Origin of the sequence: Arthrobacter sp. PGP41, from assembly GCF_002953935.1 — a bacterium.
Lineage (GTDB): Bacteria > Actinomycetota > Actinomycetes > Actinomycetales > Micrococcaceae > Arthrobacter.
Genome location: NZ_CP026514.1, coordinates 4000735 through 4022321, shown reverse-complemented (window position 1 = coordinate 4022321; position 21587 = coordinate 4000735). Strand labels below are relative to the sequence as shown.

Sequence of the window (21587 nt, the reverse complement as noted above, 5' to 3'; positions counted from 1 at the left end):
TACCTAGAGTGGTAGCAGGGACCCAAGACTGAAACGAGACTCATGAAGACCGCGCGCGCCCAGGGGGTGGGGTTCCGCTCTGAACGGGGCCCCATTCTCATTGCCCTGATGCTGTCCACCGGCCTGGTGGCCATCGATTCCACCATCGTGGCTACCGCCGTCCCGTCGATCGTCCGGGACGTGGGCGGGTTTGAGTCCTTCCCCTGGCTGTTTTCCGCGTACCTGCTGGCCCAGGCCGTCTCGGTGCCCATCTACGGCAAACTGTCCGACATGCTGGGCCGCAAGCCCATCATCCTGGCGGGAATTGGGCTTTTCCTGCTTGGGTCCGTCCTCTGCGGCATCGCCTGGAGCATGCCCGCACTCATAGCGTTCCGCGCCCTGCAGGGCCTCGGTGCGGGCGCCGTCCTGCCGGTCTCCATCACCATCGCCGGGGACATCTACTCGCTGGAGGAGCGGGCCAAGGTCCAGGGCTACCTGGCCAGCGTCTGGGCTGTCTCCTCCGTGGTGGGCCCGAGCCTCGGCGGGATCTTCTCCTCGCTGGGGATCTGGCGCGGAATCTTCCTGGTCAACATTCCGCTGTGCCTCCTTGCCGGGTGGATGCTGCTCAGGACCCTGCACGAAAATGTTGAACGCGCCAAGCACCGGGTGGACTACGCCGGGGCGGCCCTGCTGGCGGTTTCGCTGGGCCTGCTGATCCTTGGTGCCCTCCGGGGCGGCCAGGGCTGGGCGTGGAATTCCCCGGTCAGCATCGGCCTCTTTGTTGCGGGCGCAGCGCTGTTGGCGGTGTTCCTGGCGGTGGAACGGCGGGCGGCGGAGCCGGTCCTGCCGTCCTGGGTGGTTTCGCGCAGGCTTTTGGGCACCACCACGCTGGTGTCCTTCGGCGTCGGGGCGGTGATGATCGGGCTGACCTCCTATGTGCCCACGTTCCTGGAAGGTGCGCTGGGAACCTCACCCCTTATCGCAGGCCTGGCGCTCGCGGCCCTGACCCTCGGCTGGCCCCTCAGTGCTTCACAGGCGGGCCGGTTCTACCTGCGAATCGGCTTCAAGGCCACGGCGTTGATCGGGATCTCCGTGACCGTGGCGGGACTCCTGGTCCTGGCACTTACGGCCGCCACACCCAGCGTGGCTCCAGTGGCCGCCAGCTGTTTCGTCGTGGGGCTCGGCCTGGGGCTGGTTGCCACTCCCACCCTGATCTCTGCCCAGTCCAGCGTTGAGTGGAATGAGCGCGGCGTGGTCACCAGCACCAACATGTTCGCGCGGTCCATTGGGAGCGCGCTGGGTGTGGCCGTCTTCGGTGCGGTGGCCAACGCGGTCTACGCCACCACGGCCGGGGAAGGCGCGGCACCCGCAGTCGTGGCTGCGTCCGGTGCCGTGTTCCTGGCCGCGCTGGTGGGCGGCATCCTCACGGTGGCGGCCGTGCTGGCCATGCCGGCGGTGGGGGCGGGCGCCTCCGGAAAGGACGACGACGGCGGCACGGACGGGGAGCCGGCCCTCGCCGAAGCGGAGGACAACACGCGGTAGGCGCTTTTAGCGGGAAGCGCGGAAGATCTCCGGCGCGGGACGGGTGCCTGTGGCGAGGTCGGCGAGGATGCGCCCAATCACCGGGGTGAACTTGAACCCGTGCCCGGAGAACCCGGCACCGATCACCACGGGGCCGATCCGGTCCAGGATAAAGTCCTCGTCCGGGGTGGTGGTGTAGGTGCAGCTGATGGCCTCGAAGGAATCGGCGTCCACGCCTGGCAGCCACGTCCGCGCGTAGTCCTGCAGGGCGGCGAGCTGCCCGGGTTCGGGCTGGAAGGAGCGCCGGTCCGGGTCAACGGGCGGGCCCACGCCGTGCCAGCCGGCCTTGATCCCCTCGCCGGGCGTCTGCATGCCGTACACGGGGGAATACCAGCCCCGGTAGTCCGCCCCGGTGCCGGGGTAGTGGTTGAAGCCGGGCCACACTGCGCCCGCGTCCGCCACCCGGAAGTGTGCCGGCTGCTCCTGCGTGACCCGCAGCCTGGGAATCCGCAGCCCGGTACCGGGGTTGTTGCTGAACACCCGGCCCAGGAGCTTCTCCGTCCAGCCGCCGGCCGTGACCACCACCTGCGCAGCAGTGACCTCCTCGATGCCGGCGGCGGACTCCAAGCCCAGCCGGACGCCGTCGTCCGTCACCTGCAGGTCCACCACCTTGGTGTGGTGCCGGATCTCGGCACCGCGGGCTGCGGCGAGGCGCTGTAATGCAGGAAGCGCTGCTTCAGGGTTGAGCTGGCCGCCGTCGGGCATGTGCAGTGCCTGCTGGTCGAAACGGATGCCGCGCCAGCGCTCCCGGGCCGCGGCCGGGGACAGGAGCTCCGCGCGGATGCCCGCCTGCGTCAATGCCTCGGCGGTGTCCGGAAGCCGGGGGTCCGGTCCGTGGTTCACAACCCCCGTCCGCGCCAGCAGCGTCTCGCCGCTTTCCTGCTCAAGCTCATCCCACAGCGCCAGCCCCTCTGCCAGCATGGCCACGTATTCGGGACGGTGGTAACCGGGGTTCAGGTTGCGGGTGGTGCCGTGCGAGGCCCCGATCCTGTGCCCCGGCCCGAACTGCTCCACCAAAGTCACATGCCGGCCCCGGCGGGACAGCGCCCACGCGGCGGCCGAGCCCATGGCGCCGCCGCCGATCACCGCGGTGTCCAGAACAGTATTCATCAGCCCTCCGAAACTCGGGTCAGGTCAGCAGCAATGCCACGCCGATCATCGCCGGCACGGCCACAACGGTGGTAATCAGCACGGTGTCTTTCGCCACGGTGAGGCCGGTCTTGTACCGGCTGGCAGCCACAAAGACATTCTGCGCTGTAGGCAGGGCAGCGGTGACCACCACGGCGAACAGGACATGGCCTTCAAGCCCCAGCGCGAACCGTGCAAAAAGATATGCCAGCGCGGGCTGGACGGCCAGTTTGAAGCCGCTGGCCAGCAGCGTGTCCAGGCGCCGGCCTTCCGAGGCCTGGAGCGGCCGGGTGCCGTTCAGGCTCATGCCAAACGCGATCAGCATGGCCGGAATCGCCGCGCCACCGATCAGGTGGATGGGCTCCATCACCAGTTGCGGGACCTGCCAGCCTGTCCCGGCCACGGCCAGGCCCAGCGCGGAACCCACGATCATGGGATTCCGGAGGATCATTACGATGAAGTTCAGCGGCGTGGTGCGGTGGGAGCTGGTGCTTGAATCCAGGAGCATCAGGAACAGCGGCGTGAAGAAGGCGAGCTGGAAGATGAGCAGCGGTGCCACGTAGCTTGCGTCGCCCAGGACGTACACCGCGATGGGGATGCCCAGGTTGGCGGAGTTCACCAGTGAGGCCGCCATGGAGGACATCAGGGACTCGGGCAGCGGGCGTTTGAGCCAGAACCGGGCGATGGCAAAGAAAATGGCCGCGGTGGCCACTGCCGAGACCGCAGCAACCAGCAGCGGCGCCGCGAAAACCTCTGCGAGGCGGGCCTTGCTCAGCGTTTCGAAGAGCAGGGCGGGGCTGGCCACGAAAAAGGTGAGGGAGCTGAGGACCTGCCGGGCGTTGTCACCCAGGATCTTCTGCCGGCCCACGAACCAGCCCACCAGGATGATGCACCAGACCACAAAAAACCCGGCGAGTACCCCTAGCAAGGGACAATCCGCAGGGAATCAGCCCAGGGTGTGCGGGGGAGCCGTCTGCCGGAAAGCACCCTCCGGTTACAGGGTGGCGTTGTTAAGCGCGAAAGGGGGCCGCATCATCCCCGGAGTGAGGCCCTCGGCCGGGTCATTGCCCAGCTGGATCACCCGGTTGTTTTCATCCACGTGGACCACCCGCGGTTCATAGGCCTTGGCCTCTTCGGTGGTCATCTGGGCGTAGGTAATCAGGATGACGACGTCGTTCTCGTGCATGAGGTGCGCCGCTGCACCATTGATGCCGATCACGCCGGAGCCGCGCTCGCCGGCGATGGTGTAGGTCTCAAGCCGCGAGCCGTTGGTCACGTCCACGATGGAGACGAGCTCGCCGGGAAGGATGTCGGCGGCCTCGAGCAGGTCCAGGTCAACGGTGACCGAACCTACGTAGTGCAGGTCGGCGTGCGTGACGGTGGCCCGGTGGATTTTGGACTTGAACATTGTGCGATTCATAACGGCATCAGTCTAGCGTTGGGGGCCCGTCGGCGCAGTGATGCAGGGAACAGTGAGGCAGGGACGGCTCCTGCGCAGTGCCCGAGCCCCGTCGCTACGCTCGGCGGCGCCAATTTTGGAAGGATACAGCACGACGGCGGCTGGTCACCCGGCGTCCTGCTGTGCCACGGCCGCTGCAGTGGCCGCCAGGGTCTCCCGGGCTGCGAGGATCGCGGGCCGCTGGGCGCTGGAACGGCGGACGGAGGTGAACACCGTGCGGTGCGGCTTGCCCGGCAGGTCAAGGAGCCGGGCGGTGGTGCCGCGCCCCGTCCACACCAGGTCCGGCATCAGCGCCACGGCGTTCCCGGACTCGATGAGGCGGATCTGGGCCTGGAGGTCGGCGGTTTCAAAACGCACGTCGGGCTCGAACCCCGCGCTCCGGCAGGCCTGCTCGGCCCAGTGGCGGGACGCCGCCCCCCGTGGTTCCATGACCCAGGCGAGTTCCGCGGTGTCCTCGATCGAGGAGATGGCGGGGCCGCCGTCGGACGCGGGGGGAACGGCGAGCCGGATGGCGTCGGTAGTGAGCTTGACGCGGTCCAGTTCGGGATAGCGCGGGGCGGCGTGGCCGGGGTACTGCTCGGCGATGACCAGGTCGAAGTCGCGTGCCCACGTCTCGTGCAGCGCCGTTTCCGGCTCACGCTGGATCATCTCGATGCGCACTTCGGGATACGCGCCGGCCATGCGGGTGAGGGTCTCGGGCATGAGCGCCAGCGCGGCCGACTGGAACACGGCGATCCGCACTGTCCCGGTCACGGTGGTCAGGGACGCCGCAAGGTCCGCCTCGGCCTGTTCCATGGTTTCGAGCAGCTGCGCGGTGTGGGCCACCAGGACCTCCGCCTGCGGGGTGAGCTGCACCCGCCGCCCGGTCTTCCGCAGCAGCTCAACCCCCACTTCCTTCTCCAGCAGCGCGAGCTGCTGGGAGACCGACGACGGGCTGTACTGGAGTGCGTCTGCCACCTCCGCCAGCGTCCCCCGGATGCTTAGTTCCCGGAGCAGGCGAAGCCGGCGAACGTCAAGCATAAGGAAATCCTTACCGAAACTAATGAATATAGGTTAGAAGTAGTCACTTTATCTAACGCAACCCCGCTTGCATACTGTTGAGACCGAGTTACCCCCGTCACAAGCGATTTTTCGCGCGCCGTGACGGGGAAGCACCCCAAGCAGGAGTTCCTGATGAGCAGTAGAGACATGACCCAGTCGATCATGCGGCGCAAGCCCATTGACGACATTGAAGAAGAGAACAAACACAGTGGCCTCTTTAAGTCACTCGGGCTTTGGCAGCTGACGGCCATCGGCGTTGGCGGCATTATCGGCGTCGGCATCTTCTCCCTCGCGGGGCTGGTGGCCGCCGGTAGCGAAACCGCACCCGGGGTGGGGCCCGCGGTGCTGATTTCCTTCCTGGTGGCAGGCCTCGCCTCGGCGGCGGCGGCGCTTTCCTACGCCGAGTTTGCGGGCATGATTCCGCGCGCCGGTTCCGCCTACACCTACGGGTACGTGGCCTTGGGCGAGATCATCGGCTGGTTCATCGGCTGGGACCTGCTGCTGGAATACATCGCCATCGTGGCTGTGGTGGCCATCGGCATCTCCGGCTACTTTGACGCCTTCCTCTCCGGCATCGGCATCCATATGCCTGTTTGGATGACCTCGACGGCGGATGAAGGCAAGGGCGGCATCGTCAACCTCCCTGCCATCCTGGTCTGCCTGCTGGTCACCTGGATCCTCTCTCGCGGCACCAAGGCGTTCGGCCGGTTCGAACTGGTGGCTGTGGCCGTCAAGGTCATCCTGATCCTCTTCATCATCGGCCTTGGCGTCTTCTACATCGACACCAACAACTACAACCCGTTCATGCCGAGCGGCTTCGGTCCCGTGCTTGCCGGCGCAGCCACGGTCTTCTTCGCAGTTTTCGGCTACGACGCCATGAGCACCGCGGCCGAGGAAGCCACCGACGGCAAGAAGCACATGCCCAAGGCCATCATCCTGTCCCTCATCATCGCCATGCTGCTCTACGTGGCCGCCACCCTGGTGCTGACCGGCATGCAGAATTACAAGGACATCGATCCCAAAGCCGGCTTCGCGTCAGCCTTCACCGGCGTGGGCCTTCCGGTCATCGCCACGATCATCTCGGTGTTTGCTGTGCTGTCCATCCTCACCGTGATGCTGACATTCCTCCTGGGCGTCACCCGCGTATGGTTCGCCATGAGCCGCGACGGGCTGCTTCCCGGCTGGTTCGCCAAGACGGACCGCCATGGAACGCCCCAGCGGGTCACATGGATCGCCGGCGTTGCCTCAGCGTTCCTGGCCGGGGTATTCCCCATCAAGGAAGTCGCGGACCTCACCAACATCGGCATCCTTGCCGCGTTCGTCGTCGTCTGCTTCTCCGTGATCATCTTCCGCTACAAGAAGCCGGACGCTCCGCGCACCTTCCGCTTGCCGCTGATGCCGGTCATCCCCGCATTCGGCGTCCTGGCCTCCGCATTCCTGATGTTCCAGCTGCACTGGGAGACCTGGGTGCGGTTCGGCGTCTGGCTGGTCATCGGCCTGGCCATCTACTTCTTCTATGGCAAGAAGAACTCCCTGATGAACCCCAACAGCCCCCGGCATGAGGAGATTGTGGAGATGCACCGGCCCGTCGGCTGACGCTCTCTCACTTAACGTCGCCCGAACCGGGACGCTCTCTCACTTAACGTCGCCCAAACACGGACGCTCTATCACCTTCCTGTGGAGGGTGATAGAGCGTCCCCGCTTTTCCCGCATTAAGTGAGAGAGGGTTGCACCGAAACGCGCAGGAAGTGAGAGAGGGTGCGGGGAGTTTCCGACCGGTCCGGCGGCGGGAAGAAGAGTTGGTTTTTCTAACCTGTATTGCTTAGAAAAGATCGCTTTATCTTATGTGATTGGAAGCTCATACTGGTTGCTAAGACCTCCTTGAACCCCAGAAAGATCGGGAAAACAATGACCCACGTTGCAATGGAACCCGCAGCCGCCGCCGGAACTGCGCCGCAGACCGTCGACGTCGATGTGCCGCAGGCCAAGGCCCTGGCAACCGACGCCGTGGCGCTGGTCCGCCACTGGCTGACCGAGGCAACGAAGGTGCCCGTGGACGCTTCCGCCCAGCAGCTCGCCGGCGTCCTGAAGGACCCCAACGGCCTGGAATTCACCGTTGGCTTCGTGGACGGCGTGGTCCGCCCCGAGGACCTGAACGTTGCCGCCCGCAACCTCGCCGCACTGGCGCCCAAGGTCCCTGCGTTCCTGCCCTGGTATATGCGCAGCGCCGTAGCATTGGGCGGAACCATGGCTCCGGTCATGCCGCAGGTGGTCATCCCCATTGCCCGCAAGGTCCTGCGCGAAATGGTGGGCCACCTGATCGTTGACGCCACCGACGCCAAGCTCGGCCCCGCGATCGCCAAGATCCGCAAGGACGGCATCAAGCTCAACGTCAACCTCCTCGGCGAAGCCGTACTGGGCGAGCACGAGGCCTCCCGCCGGCTCGAGGGCACGCACACCCTGCTGGCACGCCCCGACGTCGACTACGTCTCCATCAAGGTCTCCTCCACGGTGGCCCCGCACTCGCCGTGGGCCTTCGACGAGGCCGTTGCACACGTCGTCGAGAAGCTCACCCCGCTATTCGAGCGCGCAGCGTCATTTCCCAAGGCCAAGTTCATCAACCTGGACATGGAGGAGTACAAGGACCTGGACATGACCATCGCGGTCTTCACCAGGATCCTGGACAAGCCCGAGTTCAAGGACCTGGAAGCGGGCATTGTGCTCCAGGCCTACCTCCCGGATGCCCTGTCCGCGATGATCCGGCTGCAGGACTGGGCGGCTGAAAGGCGTGCCCACGGCGGCGCCGCCATCAAGGTGCGCGTGGTCAAGGGCGCAAACCTGCCAATGGAGCAGGTGGAATCCTCCCTGCACGACTGGCCGCTGGCAACCTGGGGCAGCAAGCAGGACTCGGACACCAGCTACAAGAGCGTCATCAACTACTCCCTGCACCCCGAGCGGATCAAGAACATCCGGATCGGCGTAGCCGGCCACAACCTGTTCGACATCGCCTTCGCCTGGCTCCTTGCCAAGCAGCGCGGCATCGCGGATACCGCACGGCAGAGCATCGAGTTCGAGATGCTCCTGGGTATGGCCCAGGGCCAGGCCGAAGCCGTCAAGAAGGACGTCGGCTCCCTGCTGCTCTACACGCCGGTGGTGCACCCGGCCGAGTTCGACGTCGCCATTGCCTACCTGATCCGCCGCCTCGAAGAGGGCGCCAGCCAGGACAACTTCATGTCCGCCGTGTTCGAGCTGGACAAGAATGAAGCCCTGTTCGAGCGCGAGAAGCAGCGCTTCCTCGCCTCGCTCGCCGAACTGGACAACCGTGTCCCGGCGCCCAACCGAAAGCAGGACCGGAGCGTGCCGCCCGTCCCCAGGCCGCACGACCACTTCGAGAACACCCCGGACACTGACCCGTCCCTGCCCGCCAACCGCGACTGGGGCCGGGCCATCCTGGACCGCGTCCCGTCCTCCACCCTGGGCAACGCCTCCGTGAAAGCAGCCTTCATCAATGACGAGGCAACCTTGAACGGCGCCATCCAGGCCGCCGTGGAGAAAGGCAAGGCCTGGGGCGCACTCTCCGGTGCCGAGCGTGCAGAAATCCTGCACCGCGCCGGCGACGTCCTGGAGGCGCGCCGCGCCGACCTGCTTGAGGTCATGGCCAGCGAAACCGGCAAGACCATCGACCAGGGCGACCCCGAGGTCAGCGAAGCCGTGGACTTTGCCCACTACTACGCCGAGTCCGCACGCAAGCTGGACGCGGTCGACGGCGCCACGTTCGTCCCGGCAAAGCTCACCGTCGTAACCCCGCCCTGGAACTTCCCGGTGGCCATCCCCGCCGGGTCCACCCTCGCGGCACTCGCCGCCGGCTCCGCCGTCGTGATCAAGCCCGCCAAGCAGGCCGCCCGCAGCGGCGCCGTCATGATCGAAGCGCTCTGGGAGGCAGGCGTCCCCAAGGACGTCCTGACCATGGTGCAGCTGGGCGAGCGGGAACTGGGCAAGCAGCTCATCAGCCACCCGGCCGTTGACCGCGTGATCCTCACCGGCGGCTACGAGACCGCCGAACTGTTCCGGTCCTTCCGCCAGGATCTGCCGCTGCTGGCCGAGACCAGCGGCAAGAACGCCATCATCGTCACCCCCAGCGCGGACCTGGACCTGGCCGCAAAGGACGTTGCCTACTCGGCGTTCGGCCACGCCGGCCAGAAGTGCTCGGCCGCGTCGCTGGTGATCCTGGTGGGGTCGGTCGCCAAGTCCAAGCGGTTCCACAACCAGCTCATCGACGCCGTGACCTCCCTCAAGGTGGGCTACCCCGAGGACCCCACCAGCCAGATGGGCCCGATCATCGAACCGGCCAAGGGCAAGCTCCTCAACGCCCTCACCACCCTGGGCGAGGGCGAGAACTGGGCCGTGGAACCGAAAAAGCTGGACAACACCGGCCGGCTCTGGAGCCCGGGCGTGCGCTACGGCGTCAAGCGCGGCTCCTACTTCCACCTGACCGAATTCTTCGGACCCGTCCTGGGCGTGATGACCGCCGACACCCTTGAAGAAGCCATCGCCATCCAGAACCAGATCGAGTACGGCCTCACCGCAGGCCTGCACTCCCTGAACTCCGAGGAACTGGGCGTCTGGCTGGACAGCATCCAGGCCGGAAACCTGTATGTGAACCGCGGCATCACCGGCGCCATCGTGCAGCGCCAGCCGTTCGGCGGCTGGAAGAAGTCCGCCGTTGGCGCAGGTACCAAGGCCGGCGGGCCCAACTACCTGGCAGGGCTCGGTGATTGGGCGCCCGCCACGGCCTCGGCGAATGCCGCTGTCACCCACCCCGGCGTGCGGCGGATCCTCAACGCTGCCGGCGCTGTCCTGCAGCCCGCCGAGCTCGAGTCCGTGCAGCGGGCCCTGGCGTCCGACGCCCAGGCGTGGACCGAGGAGTTCGGCACAGCTAAGGATGTCTCCGGACTCAGCGCGGAGCGCAACATCTTCCGCTACCGCAGCCTGCCCGTGACGGTCCGGCTGTCTGAAGGCGCGCCGCTGGGCCATCTGGTCCGGACAGTGGCAGCGGGTGTGCTGGCGGGTTCGGCACTCACGGTGTCCTCCGCCGTCGAACTTCCCGCCCAGCTGCGCCCGGTGCTCACCGCGCTGGACATCGAAGTAGCAGTGGAGTCCGACGCCGAATGGCTGGCTTCCGCGGGCCGGCTCGCCGCGGCGGGGAAGCTTTCCGGCGCACGCGTCCGCCTGATCGGCGGCGACGCGGCAGGCCTTGCCAAGGCCACGGGCGGCCGTCCCGACCTGGCAATTTACGCGCACCCGGTCACCGAAGCCGGCCGCGTGGAACTGCTGCCCTTCCTGCACGAGCAGGCCGTCAGCATCACCGCCCACCGGTTCGGAACTCCCAACCACCTCTCCGACGCCCTGATCTAGGCGCCCTTTTCCAGACGCCCCGCTCGAGGAGTCCGCCGGCGTAACCTTTCGGCACAAAGAGGGCCGGACGTTCACCTTTGCGGTGGCCGTCCGGCCCTCTTTGCCCTGCGGAAGCTAGCCCAGGTACCACCCGGGCGGCGTCCACGTGACTGGAACACTGTGGGCGGAGAAATCCTCGCAGCGGGTGCAGGTGTAGGCGACTTCGCCCAGGGTGCCTACCGAACCGTCGCGCCGGTAGGTGGGCGGAATGTAAGACTCAAGGTAGACAAACTCGTCAGTGCGGCACCTGTCACAGTTAGGTTTGCCGACGTATCCGGTGTCGGTGGTGGCAATGCCTGCACCGAGCCTGGAATTGCGGGTTCCAAGCTGGCGCGCAGGGGCGTGTGAGTGGGCTTGGGCCGGGCTGTAATGGGGGTTCTTGGCTGTCGTCATTGGCTGCCTGTCCCGAGCCGGAATCCTGGCATGCAGGAGCGGCCTCGTGATTGTATGACGGCCGGCTGCTTGACCCTGGAAAATTCAGCATAAGGGATGCAGCCTTCCGCAATCAATGGAAACAGCGGCATGGCTTCGCCGGGGGGACATCTTGGAGCGTTATGCTGGTCGGTTAATGGTCCGGCCCACAATTGACTGCGTCAGGGCGTCAATGACCTCGGCATTGGCCAGGGGGTTGCGGATCAGGGTGAAGTCCACGTCGCCCACCGCGGGCAGGTCGAAGCGCCGGGTGATGATCTTCAGGTCCTCCGGGACGAGCGACGACGGCATGACAGCGACGCCGATCCCCGCCCGGACCGCCGCCAGCACGCCGCTGATTTGCCGGGTTGTGCAGGTGATCCGCCAGGTCCTGCCGTGGGATTCGAGGGCGTCGATTGCCAGTTTCCGGCTCAGGCTGGGGGAGGGGTAGGCGATGAGCGGGACAGGCGCTGCCGCGTCCAGCGTGGTCTGCTCCAGGCCCACCCAGGAAAATGAATCGTGCTGCACCACCGTTCCGTCCTTGGCTCCGGCCACCCATTTCACGAACACAAGGTCCAGTTGCCCCGCGTTGAGCTTCCGGTACAGCTGGTCGCTTTGGCCCACCGTGAGTTCCAGGTTGATCTGCGGGTAGATCTGGCGGAACTCCCGCAGGATCCTCGGCAGGCCCGTAATGGCAAGGTCGTCAGCAGTGCCGAACCGCAGCCGTCCCCGCATTGCAGACCCGGAAAAGTACCGTGAAGCGGAGTCATGCGCAGCCAGGATGTTCCGCGCGAACCCCGCCATGGCGTCCCCGTTGTCAGTGAGCCGGACGTCCCGCGTATCCCTGCTGACCAGGACCCGCTTGGCGGCCGCCTCCAGCTTGCGGACGTGCTGGCTGACCGTGGGCTGCGCCAGGCCGAGCCGCTCGGCGGCCTTGGTGAAACTGAGTGTTTCCGCCACGGCCAGGAAAGAGCGCAGCTGGGCTGGGTCGAACACGATGGACTCCGGTGGCGTCGGTGCGGGCGGGGACGTATTGCGCTCTGCAATAGGACTTATAGGGACAATACGTCTCCATAATCCGTGCCTCCAGCCTAGCGTTAAGGACATCCCGGACCGCACGCACTGTGAGGACACACCTGTGGCACCCCCACCGCCTTCATCGGCAACCGTAACCCAGCCCGTCATCGACACCGCACACTCCGCCCCGCCGCGTAGCCAAACCCATGCCAATCAGACCCAGCCCGTCGCCGTCGTCAGTGAACGCCTGCCATGGAAGCACACGTTCATTTCCCTGAGCGTTCCCAACTTCCGCATCTTCGCGATCGGCCACTTCATCGCCGTCGTCGCCGTCTGGATGCAGCGGATCGCCCAGGACTGGCTGGTGCTGGAGCTCTCCGGCTCCGTGACCGCGGTTGGCATCACCGTGGCGCTGCAGTTCCTGCCGTCCCTGCTCCTCGGGCCGTGGGGAGGGATGATCGCGGACCGGTTCGCCAAGCGGAAGATCCTGATCCTGTGCCAGGGCATGGCCGCGGTCCTGGCCGCCGCGCTGGCAGTCCTTGCCCTCAGCGGCGCCATTGAGGTGTGGCACGTTTACGTGATTGCACTGGTGCTTGGCCTGGTGACCGTGCTCGACCAGCCGGCACGCCAGGTCTTCGTCAACGAACTCGTAGGGCCGAAGTACCTGCGCAACGCCATCAGCGTCAACTCCACCACCTTCCAGCTGGGCGGCCTGATCGGCCCCGCCCTGGCCGGATGGCTGCTGACGGCCGTGGGGGCGGGATGGGCCTTTGCGGGCAACGCCTTCGCCTGTTGCACCACCGTGGCCATGCTGCTCATCCTGCGCAAGGACCAGTTGTTCCTCAGCGCGCCCGCACCGAAGAGCAAGGGAATGCTGCGCGAGGGGCTGCGGTACGCGCTGGGAAAGCCCACCATCTACTGGCCCTGGCTGATGGCCGGCTTTATCGCGGTCTTCGCCATGGGGCTGCCGGTGGTGCTCGCGGCCTACGCGGACCACGTCTTCAACGTTGGTGCCGGCGGCTACGGCCTCCTCAACGCCCTCGTGGCGCTTGGCGCGCTGGCCGGGGCTGTGGCGTCCACGCGGCGGCGCCAGCTCCGGCTCCGGTCCGTGGTGTTCTGCGCCGGAATGTACGGCGCCATGCTCTGCCTGGCCGCCCTGGCCCCGTCCATGCCGGTGTTCGGCGCGGTGATGGTGCTGTCCGGGTTCTGGTGCCTCATGTTCCTCACCGGGTCCAACCAGCTGGTCCAGGTCAGCTCCAATATGGGCATCAGGGGCAGGGTGATGAGCCTGTACATCATGGTGCTGATCGGCGGCCAGGCCATTGGCGGCCCCATGCTCGGCTGGATCGCCGAACATGCCGATCCGCATGTGGCGCTGCTGGTCTCCGGCGGGGTGCCGGCCCTCGCGGCGGTGACCGTCGCACTGATCTTGGCGCGCAAGGGCTCGCTGCTGCTGAGGGTGGACCTCAGGGACCGCCGGCAGCCTGTGAGGATTGTCCGGCGGGCGGCAGCGTAGCCCGCGGCTACAGCGCCAGGTGCGGGTACGCCTCTTCACGCTTCTGGAATTCGAGCACGTCCTTGTTGCGGACCACGCCGTCACGGATCTCGATGGCACGGGAGATGGTTTCGTTGCCGTCCCACGCCTCGGGGCCGCTGATGACAGTTTCCAGGAACGGCAGCAGGGCCTGGCTGATTTCCCAGCTGGCGGAGTTCCAGAGGTAGGACGGGCTGTGGTCGACTGCGTAGTAGTTGATGTGGCCGCCCACCGTGAACATGGGGTCGGCGAAGGTGGTGGACCGGGCCCAGCTGAATCCCATTCCCTCGTCGCATGACACGTCCACAATGAGGCTGCCCGGGTTGAAGGCCGCGAGGTCCTCCGTGCGCAGGTAGGTCAGCGGGTTGTTGGGGTCCTGCAGGGTGCAGTTGACCACGATGTCGCTTTCGGCCAGGAACGGCGCCAGCGGCACGCGGCCCCGTTCGGTGATCACCTGGCTGAGGAAGGGTGCTTCGGCATCGTGATCGAACTGGACGATGTTGACCGAGTGGATGGGGGCGCCGACGGCGGCGACTCCCCGGTTGGTCAGCACCTGGACGTCGTGGATCCCGTGGGCGTTCAAGGCCGTAACAGCGCCGCGTGCCGTAGCGCCGAAACCGATGACTGTGGCACTGAGCCGGCGTCCGTAGTCGCCGGTTGAGCCGGTCAGTGCCAGTGCGTGGAGCACCGAGCAATACCCTGCGAGCTCGTTGTTCTTGTGGAAGACGTGCAGCCCGAAACCGCCGTCACTGGCCCAGTGGTTCATGGCCTCGAAAGCTATCAGCGTGAGCTTCTTGTCAATGGCCAGCTGCGTTATGGCACGGTCCTGGACACAGTGCGGCCAGCCCCAGAGGACCTGGCCGTCCCGCAGGTCGGACAAATCCTCCGCTTGCGGCTTCGGCAGGAGGACGACGTCGGCCTCCGCCAGGAGCGTCTCCCTGCCGGCCATCCTGCCCACCAGGGTGGCGAGGTGCGCATCCGAAACGCCGAAGCGTTCACCGTAGCCGTGCTCAAGGATGATGTGCTCGCGGACCTCCGGCGCAATGCGCTCAAAGTGCAGCGGGTGAATGGGGAGCCTGCGCTCGTCCGGCTTTTTCGTTGATGCCAGTACGCCCAGGGCCAGTTTCTTCTCCGGGCCCATCACTTCTTTTTGGCGGCCTTGTTGGACGTGATGTCCAGGGAGCTGGCGGGGGCGGAAGCGGCCTTCTTGTCTGCGCGCTTTTCCTTGATGGACTTGCCGGATTTTTTCGATGCTGTTTGACGCGGGGACTTGTCAGCCATGTATTGCTCCTGTAGCGGAACCGAAGAGGTTCCTGACTTCTGACGATACACGCAGGCACCTAATGGGCCCGGCGGGCGCTGGCGGCCCCGCTGACAACATGGAGCGGCTGACGGGAATCGAACCCGCGTATCAAGCTTGGGAAGCTAGCGCTCTACCATTGAGCTACAGCCGCAATGCCCCGCCGAAGAGGGGCAGAACATAGCTTAGCGCAGATGTCTGCCCGCCCCGCCCATTCAGGGCGCCGGAGCCCCGTGTCCTGGCCGGCCCGCGCGTCATCCAGTAACTCTTCAATAACGTCCCCGGCCCTGGCTAGGTGGGCGCGCGGAGCGCTGGCTAACCTGAACCGGTAGCTGCGGTGCCGGGGGGCGCAGCTGCTGCGGCCAGCCCACGTTTACACAGGAAGATCCCCATGGCATTTGCGGAGCACGAGGTCCTGATCAGTCGTGACGCCATGGCCGTGTATCTGTACCTGCTGGATGCCACCAATCTTCCGCTATGGTGCGACTCGGTCCGCAGCGTCACGCTGCTGCAGGGCGCTTCTGCCGCCAAGGGCGCGGTTTACCGGAAGATGGTAGCCGGGCGGTCCGGACTGAGCATTCCGGCGGAACTGGAAATCACCAAGGCCAGGCCTGGCGCGGAGATCGAGTTCCACGTAATCTCCGGACCCGCGCACCGCTCGGGCGGGTATTACCTCAGCACGGAATCCGGGGGGACGCGAGTGCGGTTCGCCCTCGAAGCCCGGGCGGAGGGGCCCGTCGGATTCCTGAACCTGCCGGGCTTCCTGAATAGGCTCGGCTTCCTCAACAGGATGCTTCAACGGAACGTCCGCTCCGAAGTGGCCCAGCTGGAACGCCTCAAGGGTGTCCTGGAGCTCCAGCCGGCCATCTAGCACCTACTGCGCCAGCCGTTGTCCGGTCCAGGGTCCGGGGATGTTCGACGGCGCCGCGAGGCTTCCAGAGGTCAGGTCCCAGTACTGGACAACGTCCGTTGCCCGGCGCAGCGCCAGCCCCGTGGAGTTCAGCCCGGTGACGTCCCTCAGTGCCCTGATGCCTGTCACGTCTCCCCAGCCGGTGGCGACTGTAGGCCTTGTTTCGGCGCGCAGCGCGGGGGTGCCCCAGCCGCGGTGGAGCTGGACCGATCCGTCAGCACGCAGCGCGAGGACATCCTGGAACCCGTCGGCGTCGTAATCCACCATGGACAGCTTCCGGGCGGCGCCAACAGAGCCCACGAAGGCGCGCTCCGCGAGGTCGCCCAGGCCCTTGTTCGGATACAGGAAGAGACTCCCGGCTCCGTCCAGGGCAAGAAGCTGCGGCATCCGGTTGTTGGCGCACCAGCCACCCACGGCAAGGGTGAGGGACTCCCATCCCCCGTTCCCGAGGGTGGCAGCGGCCTGGAATCCGCCTGTGGCGTTGCCCCGGCTCAGGGTCACGGTGCCGTTGGTCCACTGGGTCAGGAGGTCATAGGTGCCGTCCCGGTCCCAGTCGGTAACAAAAACGTCCTTGGCACCCGCGAAGCCTGAACCGATGACCCTGGCTGCGGCGAAGGTGCGCGCGCCGGTGGCAGCGCGGGCAAGGAGCTGTCCCGCGGAGTCCACGGTCACGAGGTCCCCCGGCCCCTTGATCGCGGCGGCGGAGAGGTCAAGCGTGGGCGGCATATGTTTGACGGGCGCATCGCATACGCTCGGTGCTGCCGGCGGGAAAGCATTGCCCGACCCGGTGCCGCCGGGAGCGTCGAGGGTGCCGGCTGGAAGAGTGGTGTAGCCGAAGAAGTTCACCACTCCCCAGATTTTGTACGTGCGGTCCGTGTACGAGATGCCGGCGCCCATGACGTTGAAGCGCGGATCGAGCAGCATGGCGTTATGGCCGGCGGAGCTCTTCCACCATTCCACGAGTAGTGCGGCATCGCGGTCAGTGCGGATGGCGATGACCTCGCCGGCGCCGTTGTTCGGGCTGAGGGCACGCGGGTCGGTCCAGAAACTGGCGCGGTGCTCAATCACCTCGCGGGACGCGATGCTGTCCGACCATTCCTGCGCCAGCCCGGCCACTGTTGGGTGGTACTTCACCGGATTAAGGCCCCTGGACGCCCGGTACTCATTGATCTTGGTGAAGACTGTGAGAACCGCTGCCGCATTGCTGTCCGGAACCAGGGCCTCCGTCGAAGGCAAGGCCGTGACTGACTCGGGAGCCGCCAAGCGGGAGGGCGCCGGTGAGGCCAGTTCTTCATCCGGGGCCCAGAGCGGCGGAATCCATGGGACCCCGGGAGCCGGCTCCGCGGTGGCCGTACTCGGGGAGGGTACCGCGAGGGCATCAGCTGACGGTGCGGCGGGTGCGGGCTCCGGCGCCAGTGTGACGTCGGCGCCCGCGGGTGACGCCGGACGGATGCCGGGTTCCACGGCGGGGGTGAGCCCCGACGCGGCCGGGCCCTCACCCGTGGAGGCCCCGGCGTCGTCCTTCACGGTGGCCGTGCCCAGGACGACGCTGGACGGGCCCGCCGCTCCAGTAGTCACACCAGGCGAAAGCGGCAGGGGCGGCGTGCCGGCCCCCGAGGAGACCAGCGCCAAAGCGCAGAGCGCGCCAATAAAAGCGGGCGCCACCAATCTATTCACAACAACCCCAGCTCTGTTGGGCCATCCGGGAGACCATCCGGCGCCTGAATCACTGAGGCAACATTAGCCCCAGCAGACGCCAGCAACAACGAAAGAATGCAGTTGTGGATAACGGGTACTGATAAGCCATGCGGTAATTTGGGACGGTGCTGATCTCTGACCGCGATATTCGTGCCGAAATAGACTCCCAGCGGATCGTGCTTGAGCCGTACGAACCGGCGATGGTCCAGCCGTCCTCCGTGGACGTGAGGATCGACAAATTCTTCCGCCTGTTCGATAACCACAAGTACGCACACATTGACCCGGCGGAGGAACAGCCGGAACTCACCCGCCTGGTGGAGGTGGAGCAGAACGAGCCGTTCATCCTGCATCCGGGCGAGTTCGTGCTGGGTTCCACCTATGAAACCGTCACGCTGCCGGACGACATCGCCGCCCGGCTGGAGGGCAAGTCCTCCCTGGGCCGGCTGGGGCTGCTGACGCACTCCACCGCGGGCTTCATTGACCCCGGCTTTTCAGGCCACGTCACCCTGGAGCTTTCCAACATGGCCACGCTGCCCATCAAACTGTGGCCCGGCATGAAGATTGGCCAGCTGTGCTTCTTCCGGCTGTCCTCCTCGGCGGAGCATCCCTACGGCTCGGGCCAGTACGGCAACCGCTACCAGGGCCAGCGCGGCCCCACGGCGAGCCGCAGCCACCTGAACTTCCACCGCACGTCCATTTAGGTGCGCACGGCTCCCATCAAGCCCGCGTACCTAGGCTTTGGCGGCCACGCTCCGAGGGCGCAGCAGGGGCCTTACCAGCGGCTCAACATACCGGGCAGCCAGCGGACCAATGACGGCCATGAGCAGGACGTACGCAGTGGCAAGGGCTGCCAGTTCATCCGCAACCGCTCCTGACGCCACTGCCAGCCCGGCGATGACGATGGAGAACTCGCCGCGCGCAATGAGCGTGGCGCCGGCACGAAACCGTCCGGGCCTGGCAATGCCTGCACGCTTGGCTGCCCAGATTCCGGTGGCCATCTTGGTGACCGCGGTGATGGCAGCCAGCACCAGGGCCCAGCCGAGCACCGGCGGAATGGATGAAGGATCGGTGTTGAGCCCGAAAGCCACGAAGAAGATGGCTGCGAAGAGGTCCCGGAGCGGTTCCAGGATGCGGGTGGCATTGTGGGCCGTTGCCCCTGAGATGGCGATGCCGAGCATGAAGGCGCCCACCGCCGCGGAAACCTGCATGGCCGAGGCCAGGCCTGCCACCAGCAGCGCGGCGCCCAGCACGTTCAGGAGGAACACCTCCGAGTTCTCGCTGTGGACGGCCTTCGACACGTGATGCCCGTGGCGCAATGCCACCATCAGCACCACGCTCACAACGGCAAGGGCAATACCCACCGTGGTGAGGCCGCCAATGAAGCTGACCCCGGCAAGGATGGTGGTCAGGACCGGAAGATAGATGGCCATAGCCAGGTCCTCGAACACCAGGATGGACAGGACCACCGGCGTTTCCCGGTTGCCCAGCCGGCCCAGGTCCGTGATGACCTTGGCAGCGATCCCCGACGAGGAGATGTAGGTGACGCCGCCCATCACCATGGCGCCAACTCCGCCCCAGCCGAGCAGGTAGGCGAGGGCCGCCCCGGGCAGGAAGTTGAGCACCAGGTCCAGGACGCCGGCCTGCCAGGAGCGCCGCAGGCCAGTGAACAGCTCCGCTGCCGTATATTCCAGCCCGAGCATAAGCAGCAGCAGGATCACGCCGATTTCCCCGGAGAGATGGGCGAACTCCTGCATCCCCTCCAGCTTGACGATCCCGCCGGCCCCGAAGGCCAGCCCGCCCAGGAGGTAAAGGGGGATGGGTGACATTCCGATCCGGCCGGCCAGCCTGGCCAGAAGGCCGAGGCAGAACACAACGGCCCCCAGTTCAACGAGGGTCAGGGCCAGCGGATCCACGGCGTTTATCCGTTACGCAGGATATCGGCTGCTGCGTCGAGACCTTCCTGGGTGCCTACAGCCACCAGCAGGTCGCCTGTGTGAAGGACGACGTCGGGTCCCGGCGAGGGGAGCACCTCGCCTTCGCGCATGATGGCCACGATGGAGACGCCGCACCTGGTACGGATGCAGGCCTTGCCCATGGGCTGGTTCTGGAACGGGGAGTCTGGAGCGATGGAGAACTGCCGGGTCACAATTCCCGGAACGTCCTTGTGCTCTTCCGTCAGCTTCATGGCCAGGTGCTGCCCGCCGAGGAGATTGCCGAGGGTTGCGGCCTCTTCGCTGGTAAGGGGTATGGATGCCTGGCAGGTATCGGGATCGTCCCAGGCGGAAACAATGAGTTCCGTCTGGCCCTCACGCAGCTCCACCACGCCGATCCGGCGGCCGGAGGCAGTCATGAAATCCTTGCGCCGGCCCAAGCCGGGAAGGTCGGTTTCGTCCACGTTCATGCTCCCAGCCTAGTCTCCCCAGGCCCCGGTTGGTGTGGGGGCGGACACGGGACCGGGAGGTATCGCAGGGCCAGCCGGCATGCCGTGAAACCGCTGGCACCTAGGTGGCCGGAACCACCGCGATGGGGGCCTTGTCCGGGGACTTGACCGGCAGCAGGACCAGCAGCCCGGCCAGGAGAACCACCATGATGCCCAGGATGCCCCAGCGCTGCGCCTCGCCCTGCGCCACGAACGGAGTGGCCGCCGCGATGCTCAAAGTGAAGAGCGCCGGCGCCAGGAAGCTGACGGCGCGGCCTGTGGTGGCGTAGAGGCCGAAGAGCTCGCCGGATTCCCCGTGCGGGGCGAGCCGGGCCAGGTAGGCCCGTGATGAGGACTGGGCGGGCCCCACGAACAGGCAAAGGAAGAGCCCGAATACCCAGAAGGTGGTGCTGCCGGCCCAGGCCATGCCCAGGAACACGTAGTCGCCGTTTCCGAGCACCAGGATGGCCGTGCCGGCAACCAGGAGGCCCGCCAGCGATCCAATGATCACCCGCTTGGGGCCGATCCGGTCGTCCAGGAACCCGCCGATGACCGCGCCCACGGCCGCCACCACGTTCCCGAAGATGGCGAAGAAAATCACCTGGGACAGCTCAAAGCCGAAGGTGCCCGCGGCGATGATCCCGCCGAAGGTGAAGACGGCGGCCAGGCCGTCACGGAACACGGCGCTGGCCAGCAGGAAGTAGATGGTGTGCGGGCTGGTGGCATAGATGGCCTTGATCCGCCGGACCAGCAGGCCGTAGCTGGCCAGGAAGCCCAGCCGCCGTGCCTGGGCGGCGCGGGGGAGTTCGGGAACGGCGAACAGCACGGGAAGGGCGAAGATGAAGAACCAGAGCGCTGAAAAGACTGCCACCAGGCGGATGTTCAAGCTGTCCTGCGTGGACGCCCCGAACCAGTCAAAGCGGGGCTGGACGAACAGCTGGAGCACGATCAGCAGGGCCACGATGCCGCCGAGGTAGCCCGCGCCCCAACCGAAGCCGCTGACCTTGCCGATGTTCCGTGGCGTGGAGATCTGCGCGAGCATGGCGTTGTAGTTGACGCCGGCGAACTCGAAGAACACGTTGCCCAGCGCAATGAGGGTCACGCCCAGCAGCAGGAATTCCGGCTGCGGGAACACGAAGAAACACAGCGCCGTGAGGATGGCGACGGCGGCCGTGTTGACTCCCAGCCACAGCTTCCGCCGGCCGCCGGCGTCTGAGCGCTGGCCGGTGACCGGTGCCAGCAGTGCGATGGCCAGGCCTGCGACTGCCAGCGCACCTCCGAGGACCGCCGAGGCCCGGTCTTCGCCGCCGAAGGCGTTGGAGGTGAGGTAGACGGTGAAAACGAACGTCGTCATCACCGCGTTGAAGGCCGCCGATCCCCAGTCCCAGGACGCCCATGCCAAGATGCGGCCCTTGCTGGTGGCCCGGGTCCCGGATTCAAGTTCCGAGGACGGCTGCGTGGCCCCGGGAGCGCTGGCGCTGTTCATACGATGCATCGTATCCGCCTGTGGCGAACAGGACGCGGACCGAACTCCGGGCGCCGGTGTCGGCGGGCGGCAGGCCGGCAAAGACGGGGAAAGCGGCACCGAAGCCTTGATAAACTGAGCCTTCCCGGACCTAACGAATGAACCGCCTGCTCCAACTCTTGACAATCGAA

The 21587-nt window shown here is 66.4% G+C and carries 18 protein-coding genes and 1 tRNA gene; 6 read left to right on the top strand and 13 right to left on the bottom strand.

The window, feature by feature from the left end:
- The first annotated feature begins 42 nt into the window (after positions 1-42).
- Entirely contained in the window at positions 43-1521 is a 1479-nt protein-coding gene (locus C3B78_RS18470; protein ID WP_104999359.1) for an MFS transporter, read from the top strand.
- 6 nt (positions 1522-1527) lie between these two features.
- On the opposite strand, the gene C3B78_RS18465 is transcribed toward C3B78_RS18470, so the two are convergent.
- The 4 genes from C3B78_RS18465 to C3B78_RS18450 form a co-directional block, all read right to left on the bottom strand.
- On the bottom strand, positions 1528-2670 hold the full coding sequence (locus C3B78_RS18465; protein ID WP_104999358.1) for an FAD-dependent oxidoreductase: 1143 nt from the start codon (positions 2668-2670) through the stop codon (positions 1528-1530).
- A 19-nt stretch (positions 2671-2689) separates the two neighbouring features.
- The gene (locus C3B78_RS18460) at positions 2690-3616 is read right to left on the bottom strand and encodes an AEC family transporter (RefSeq protein WP_104999357.1); all 927 of its coding nucleotides are present in this window, start codon (positions 3614-3616) and stop codon (positions 2690-2692) included.
- Positions 3617-3682: 66 nt separating this feature from the next.
- On the bottom strand, positions 3683-4108 hold the full coding sequence (panD, locus tag C3B78_RS18455; RefSeq protein ID WP_197432448.1) for an aspartate 1-decarboxylase: 426 nt from the start codon (positions 4106-4108) through the stop codon (positions 3683-3685).
- A gap of 144 nt (positions 4109-4252) precedes the next feature.
- Positions 4253-5167: a LysR substrate-binding domain-containing protein gene (locus C3B78_RS18450; RefSeq protein ID WP_104999355.1), complete on the bottom strand. Its 915-nt coding sequence runs from the start codon at positions 5165-5167 to the stop codon at positions 4253-4255.
- A 153-nt stretch (positions 5168-5320) separates the two neighbouring features.
- Here C3B78_RS18450 and C3B78_RS18445 point away from each other — a divergent pair, with 153 nt between their 5' ends.
- On the top strand, positions 5321-6784 hold the full coding sequence (locus tag C3B78_RS18445) for an amino acid permease (protein ID WP_104999354.1): 1464 nt from the start codon (positions 5321-5323) through the stop codon (positions 6782-6784).
- Between the two features lie 312 nt (positions 6785-7096).
- Positions 7097-10603 (top strand): bifunctional proline dehydrogenase/L-glutamate gamma-semialdehyde dehydrogenase, encoded by a 3507-nt coding sequence (locus C3B78_RS18440; RefSeq protein WP_199775290.1) that lies wholly within the window; start codon positions 7097-7099, stop codon positions 10601-10603.
- Positions 10604-10717: 114 nt separating this feature from the next.
- Here C3B78_RS18440 and C3B78_RS18435 read toward each other — a convergent pair whose 3' ends face one another.
- Both C3B78_RS18435 and C3B78_RS18430 read right to left on the bottom strand, forming a co-directional pair.
- Positions 10718-11035 carry a hypothetical protein gene (locus C3B78_RS18435; RefSeq protein WP_104999353.1) on the bottom strand — a complete coding sequence of 106 codons (318 nt, stop codon included), beginning with the start codon at positions 11033-11035 and terminating at the stop codon, positions 10718-10720.
- A gap of 159 nt (positions 11036-11194) precedes the next feature.
- Complete coding sequence (locus C3B78_RS18430) at positions 11195-12049, bottom strand: LysR family transcriptional regulator (protein ID WP_104999352.1); 855 nt, start codon at positions 12047-12049, stop codon at positions 11195-11197.
- A 142-nt stretch (positions 12050-12191) separates the two neighbouring features.
- Between C3B78_RS18430 and C3B78_RS18425 the strand changes: the two genes are divergently transcribed.
- Positions 12192-13586: an MFS transporter gene (locus C3B78_RS18425; protein WP_104999351.1), complete on the top strand. Its 1395-nt coding sequence runs from the start codon at positions 12192-12194 to the stop codon at positions 13584-13586.
- A 7-nt stretch (positions 13587-13593) separates the two neighbouring features.
- Here the strand turns inward: C3B78_RS18425 and C3B78_RS18420 are convergent, their stop codons facing one another.
- The 3 genes from C3B78_RS18420 to C3B78_RS18415 all read right to left on the bottom strand — a co-directional run bounded on the left by C3B78_RS18420 (position 13594) and on the right by C3B78_RS18415 (position 15058).
- Positions 13594-14745 carry a N(5)-(carboxyethyl)ornithine synthase gene (locus C3B78_RS18420; RefSeq protein ID WP_104999350.1) on the bottom strand — a complete coding sequence of 384 codons (1152 nt, stop codon included), beginning with the start codon at positions 14743-14745 and terminating at the stop codon, positions 13594-13596.
- Entirely contained in the window at positions 14745-14885 is a 141-nt protein-coding gene (locus tag C3B78_RS19910; RefSeq protein ID WP_199775289.1) for a hypothetical protein, read from the bottom strand. Before C3B78_RS19910 ends, C3B78_RS18420 begins: the two co-directional genes overlap by 1 nt.
- Positions 14886-14984: 99 nt before the next feature.
- Positions 14985-15058, bottom strand: a tRNA-Gly gene (locus C3B78_RS18415).
- A 237-nt stretch (positions 15059-15295) separates the two neighbouring features.
- On the opposite strand from C3B78_RS18415, the gene C3B78_RS18410 reads away from it, so the two are divergent.
- The gene (locus tag C3B78_RS18410) at positions 15296-15775 is read left to right on the top strand and encodes an SRPBCC family protein (RefSeq protein ID WP_104999349.1); all 480 of its coding nucleotides are present in this window, start codon (positions 15296-15298) and stop codon (positions 15773-15775) included.
- Positions 15776-15778: 3 nt separating this feature from the next.
- On the opposite strand, the gene C3B78_RS18405 is transcribed toward C3B78_RS18410, so the two are convergent.
- Positions 15779-17491, bottom strand: coding sequence for a CAP domain-containing protein (locus tag C3B78_RS18405; protein ID WP_104999348.1), 1713 nt, complete (start codon positions 17489-17491; stop codon positions 15779-15781).
- A gap of 146 nt (positions 17492-17637) precedes the next feature.
- Between C3B78_RS18405 and dcd the strand changes: the two genes are divergently transcribed.
- On the top strand, positions 17638-18213 hold the full coding sequence (gene dcd / locus C3B78_RS18400) for a dCTP deaminase (RefSeq protein ID WP_104999347.1): 576 nt from the start codon (positions 17638-17640) through the stop codon (positions 18211-18213).
- 30 nt (positions 18214-18243) lie between these two features.
- Here the strand turns inward: dcd and C3B78_RS18395 are convergent, their stop codons facing one another.
- The 3 genes from C3B78_RS18395 to C3B78_RS18385 form a co-directional block, all read right to left on the bottom strand.
- Positions 18244-19425 carry a cation:proton antiporter gene (locus tag C3B78_RS18395; RefSeq protein ID WP_104999346.1) on the bottom strand — a complete coding sequence of 394 codons (1182 nt, stop codon included), beginning with the start codon at positions 19423-19425 and terminating at the stop codon, positions 18244-18246.
- A 5-nt stretch (positions 19426-19430) separates the two neighbouring features.
- Positions 19431-19913: a cation:proton antiporter regulatory subunit gene (locus C3B78_RS18390; RefSeq protein ID WP_104999345.1), complete on the bottom strand. Its 483-nt coding sequence runs from the start codon at positions 19911-19913 to the stop codon at positions 19431-19433.
- Positions 19914-20013: 100 nt separating this feature from the next.
- On the bottom strand, positions 20014-21417 hold the full coding sequence (locus tag C3B78_RS18385; RefSeq protein ID WP_104999344.1) for an MFS transporter: 1404 nt from the start codon (positions 21415-21417) through the stop codon (positions 20014-20016).
- Between the last annotated feature and the right edge of the window lie 170 nt (positions 21418-21587).

What these genes read in the sequence shown, in the direction of transcription:
- C3B78_RS19910 (WP_199775289.1), bottom strand. Translation starts at nt 14,885, where the DNA reads ATGGCTGACAAGTCCCCGCGTCAAACAGCATCGAAAAAATCCGGCAAG.
- C3B78_RS18445 (WP_104999354.1), top strand. Translation starts at nt 5,321, where the DNA reads ATGAGCAGTAGAGACATGACCCAGTCGATCATGCGGCGCAAGCCCATT.
- C3B78_RS18385 (WP_104999344.1), bottom strand. Translation starts at nt 21,417, where the DNA reads ATGAACAGCGCCAGCGCTCCCGGGGCCACGCAGCCGTCCTCGGAACTT.
- C3B78_RS18465 (WP_104999358.1), bottom strand. Translation starts at nt 2,670, where the DNA reads ATGAATACTGTTCTGGACACCGCGGTGATCGGCGGCGGCGCCATGGGC.
- C3B78_RS18420 (WP_104999350.1), bottom strand. Translation starts at nt 14,745, where the DNA reads ATGGGCCCGGAGAAGAAACTGGCCCTGGGCGTACTGGCATCAACGAAA.
- C3B78_RS18390 (WP_104999345.1), bottom strand. Translation starts at nt 19,913, where the DNA reads ATGAACGTGGACGAAACCGACCTTCCCGGCTTGGGCCGGCGCAAGGAT.
- C3B78_RS18440 (WP_199775290.1), top strand. Translation starts at nt 7,097, where the DNA reads ATGACCCACGTTGCAATGGAACCCGCAGCCGCCGCCGGAACTGCGCCG.
- C3B78_RS18470 (WP_104999359.1), top strand. Translation starts at nt 43, where the DNA reads ATGAAGACCGCGCGCGCCCAGGGGGTGGGGTTCCGCTCTGAACGGGGC.
- C3B78_RS18435 (WP_104999353.1), bottom strand. Translation starts at nt 11,035, where the DNA reads ATGACGACAGCCAAGAACCCCCATTACAGCCCGGCCCAAGCCCACTCA.
- C3B78_RS18450 (WP_104999355.1), bottom strand. Translation starts at nt 5,167, where the DNA reads ATGCTTGACGTTCGCCGGCTTCGCCTGCTCCGGGAACTAAGCATCCGG.
- C3B78_RS18410 (WP_104999349.1), top strand. Translation starts at nt 15,296, where the DNA reads ATGGCATTTGCGGAGCACGAGGTCCTGATCAGTCGTGACGCCATGGCC.
- panD (WP_197432448.1), bottom strand. Translation starts at nt 4,108, where the DNA reads ATGAATCGCACAATGTTCAAGTCCAAAATCCACCGGGCCACCGTCACG.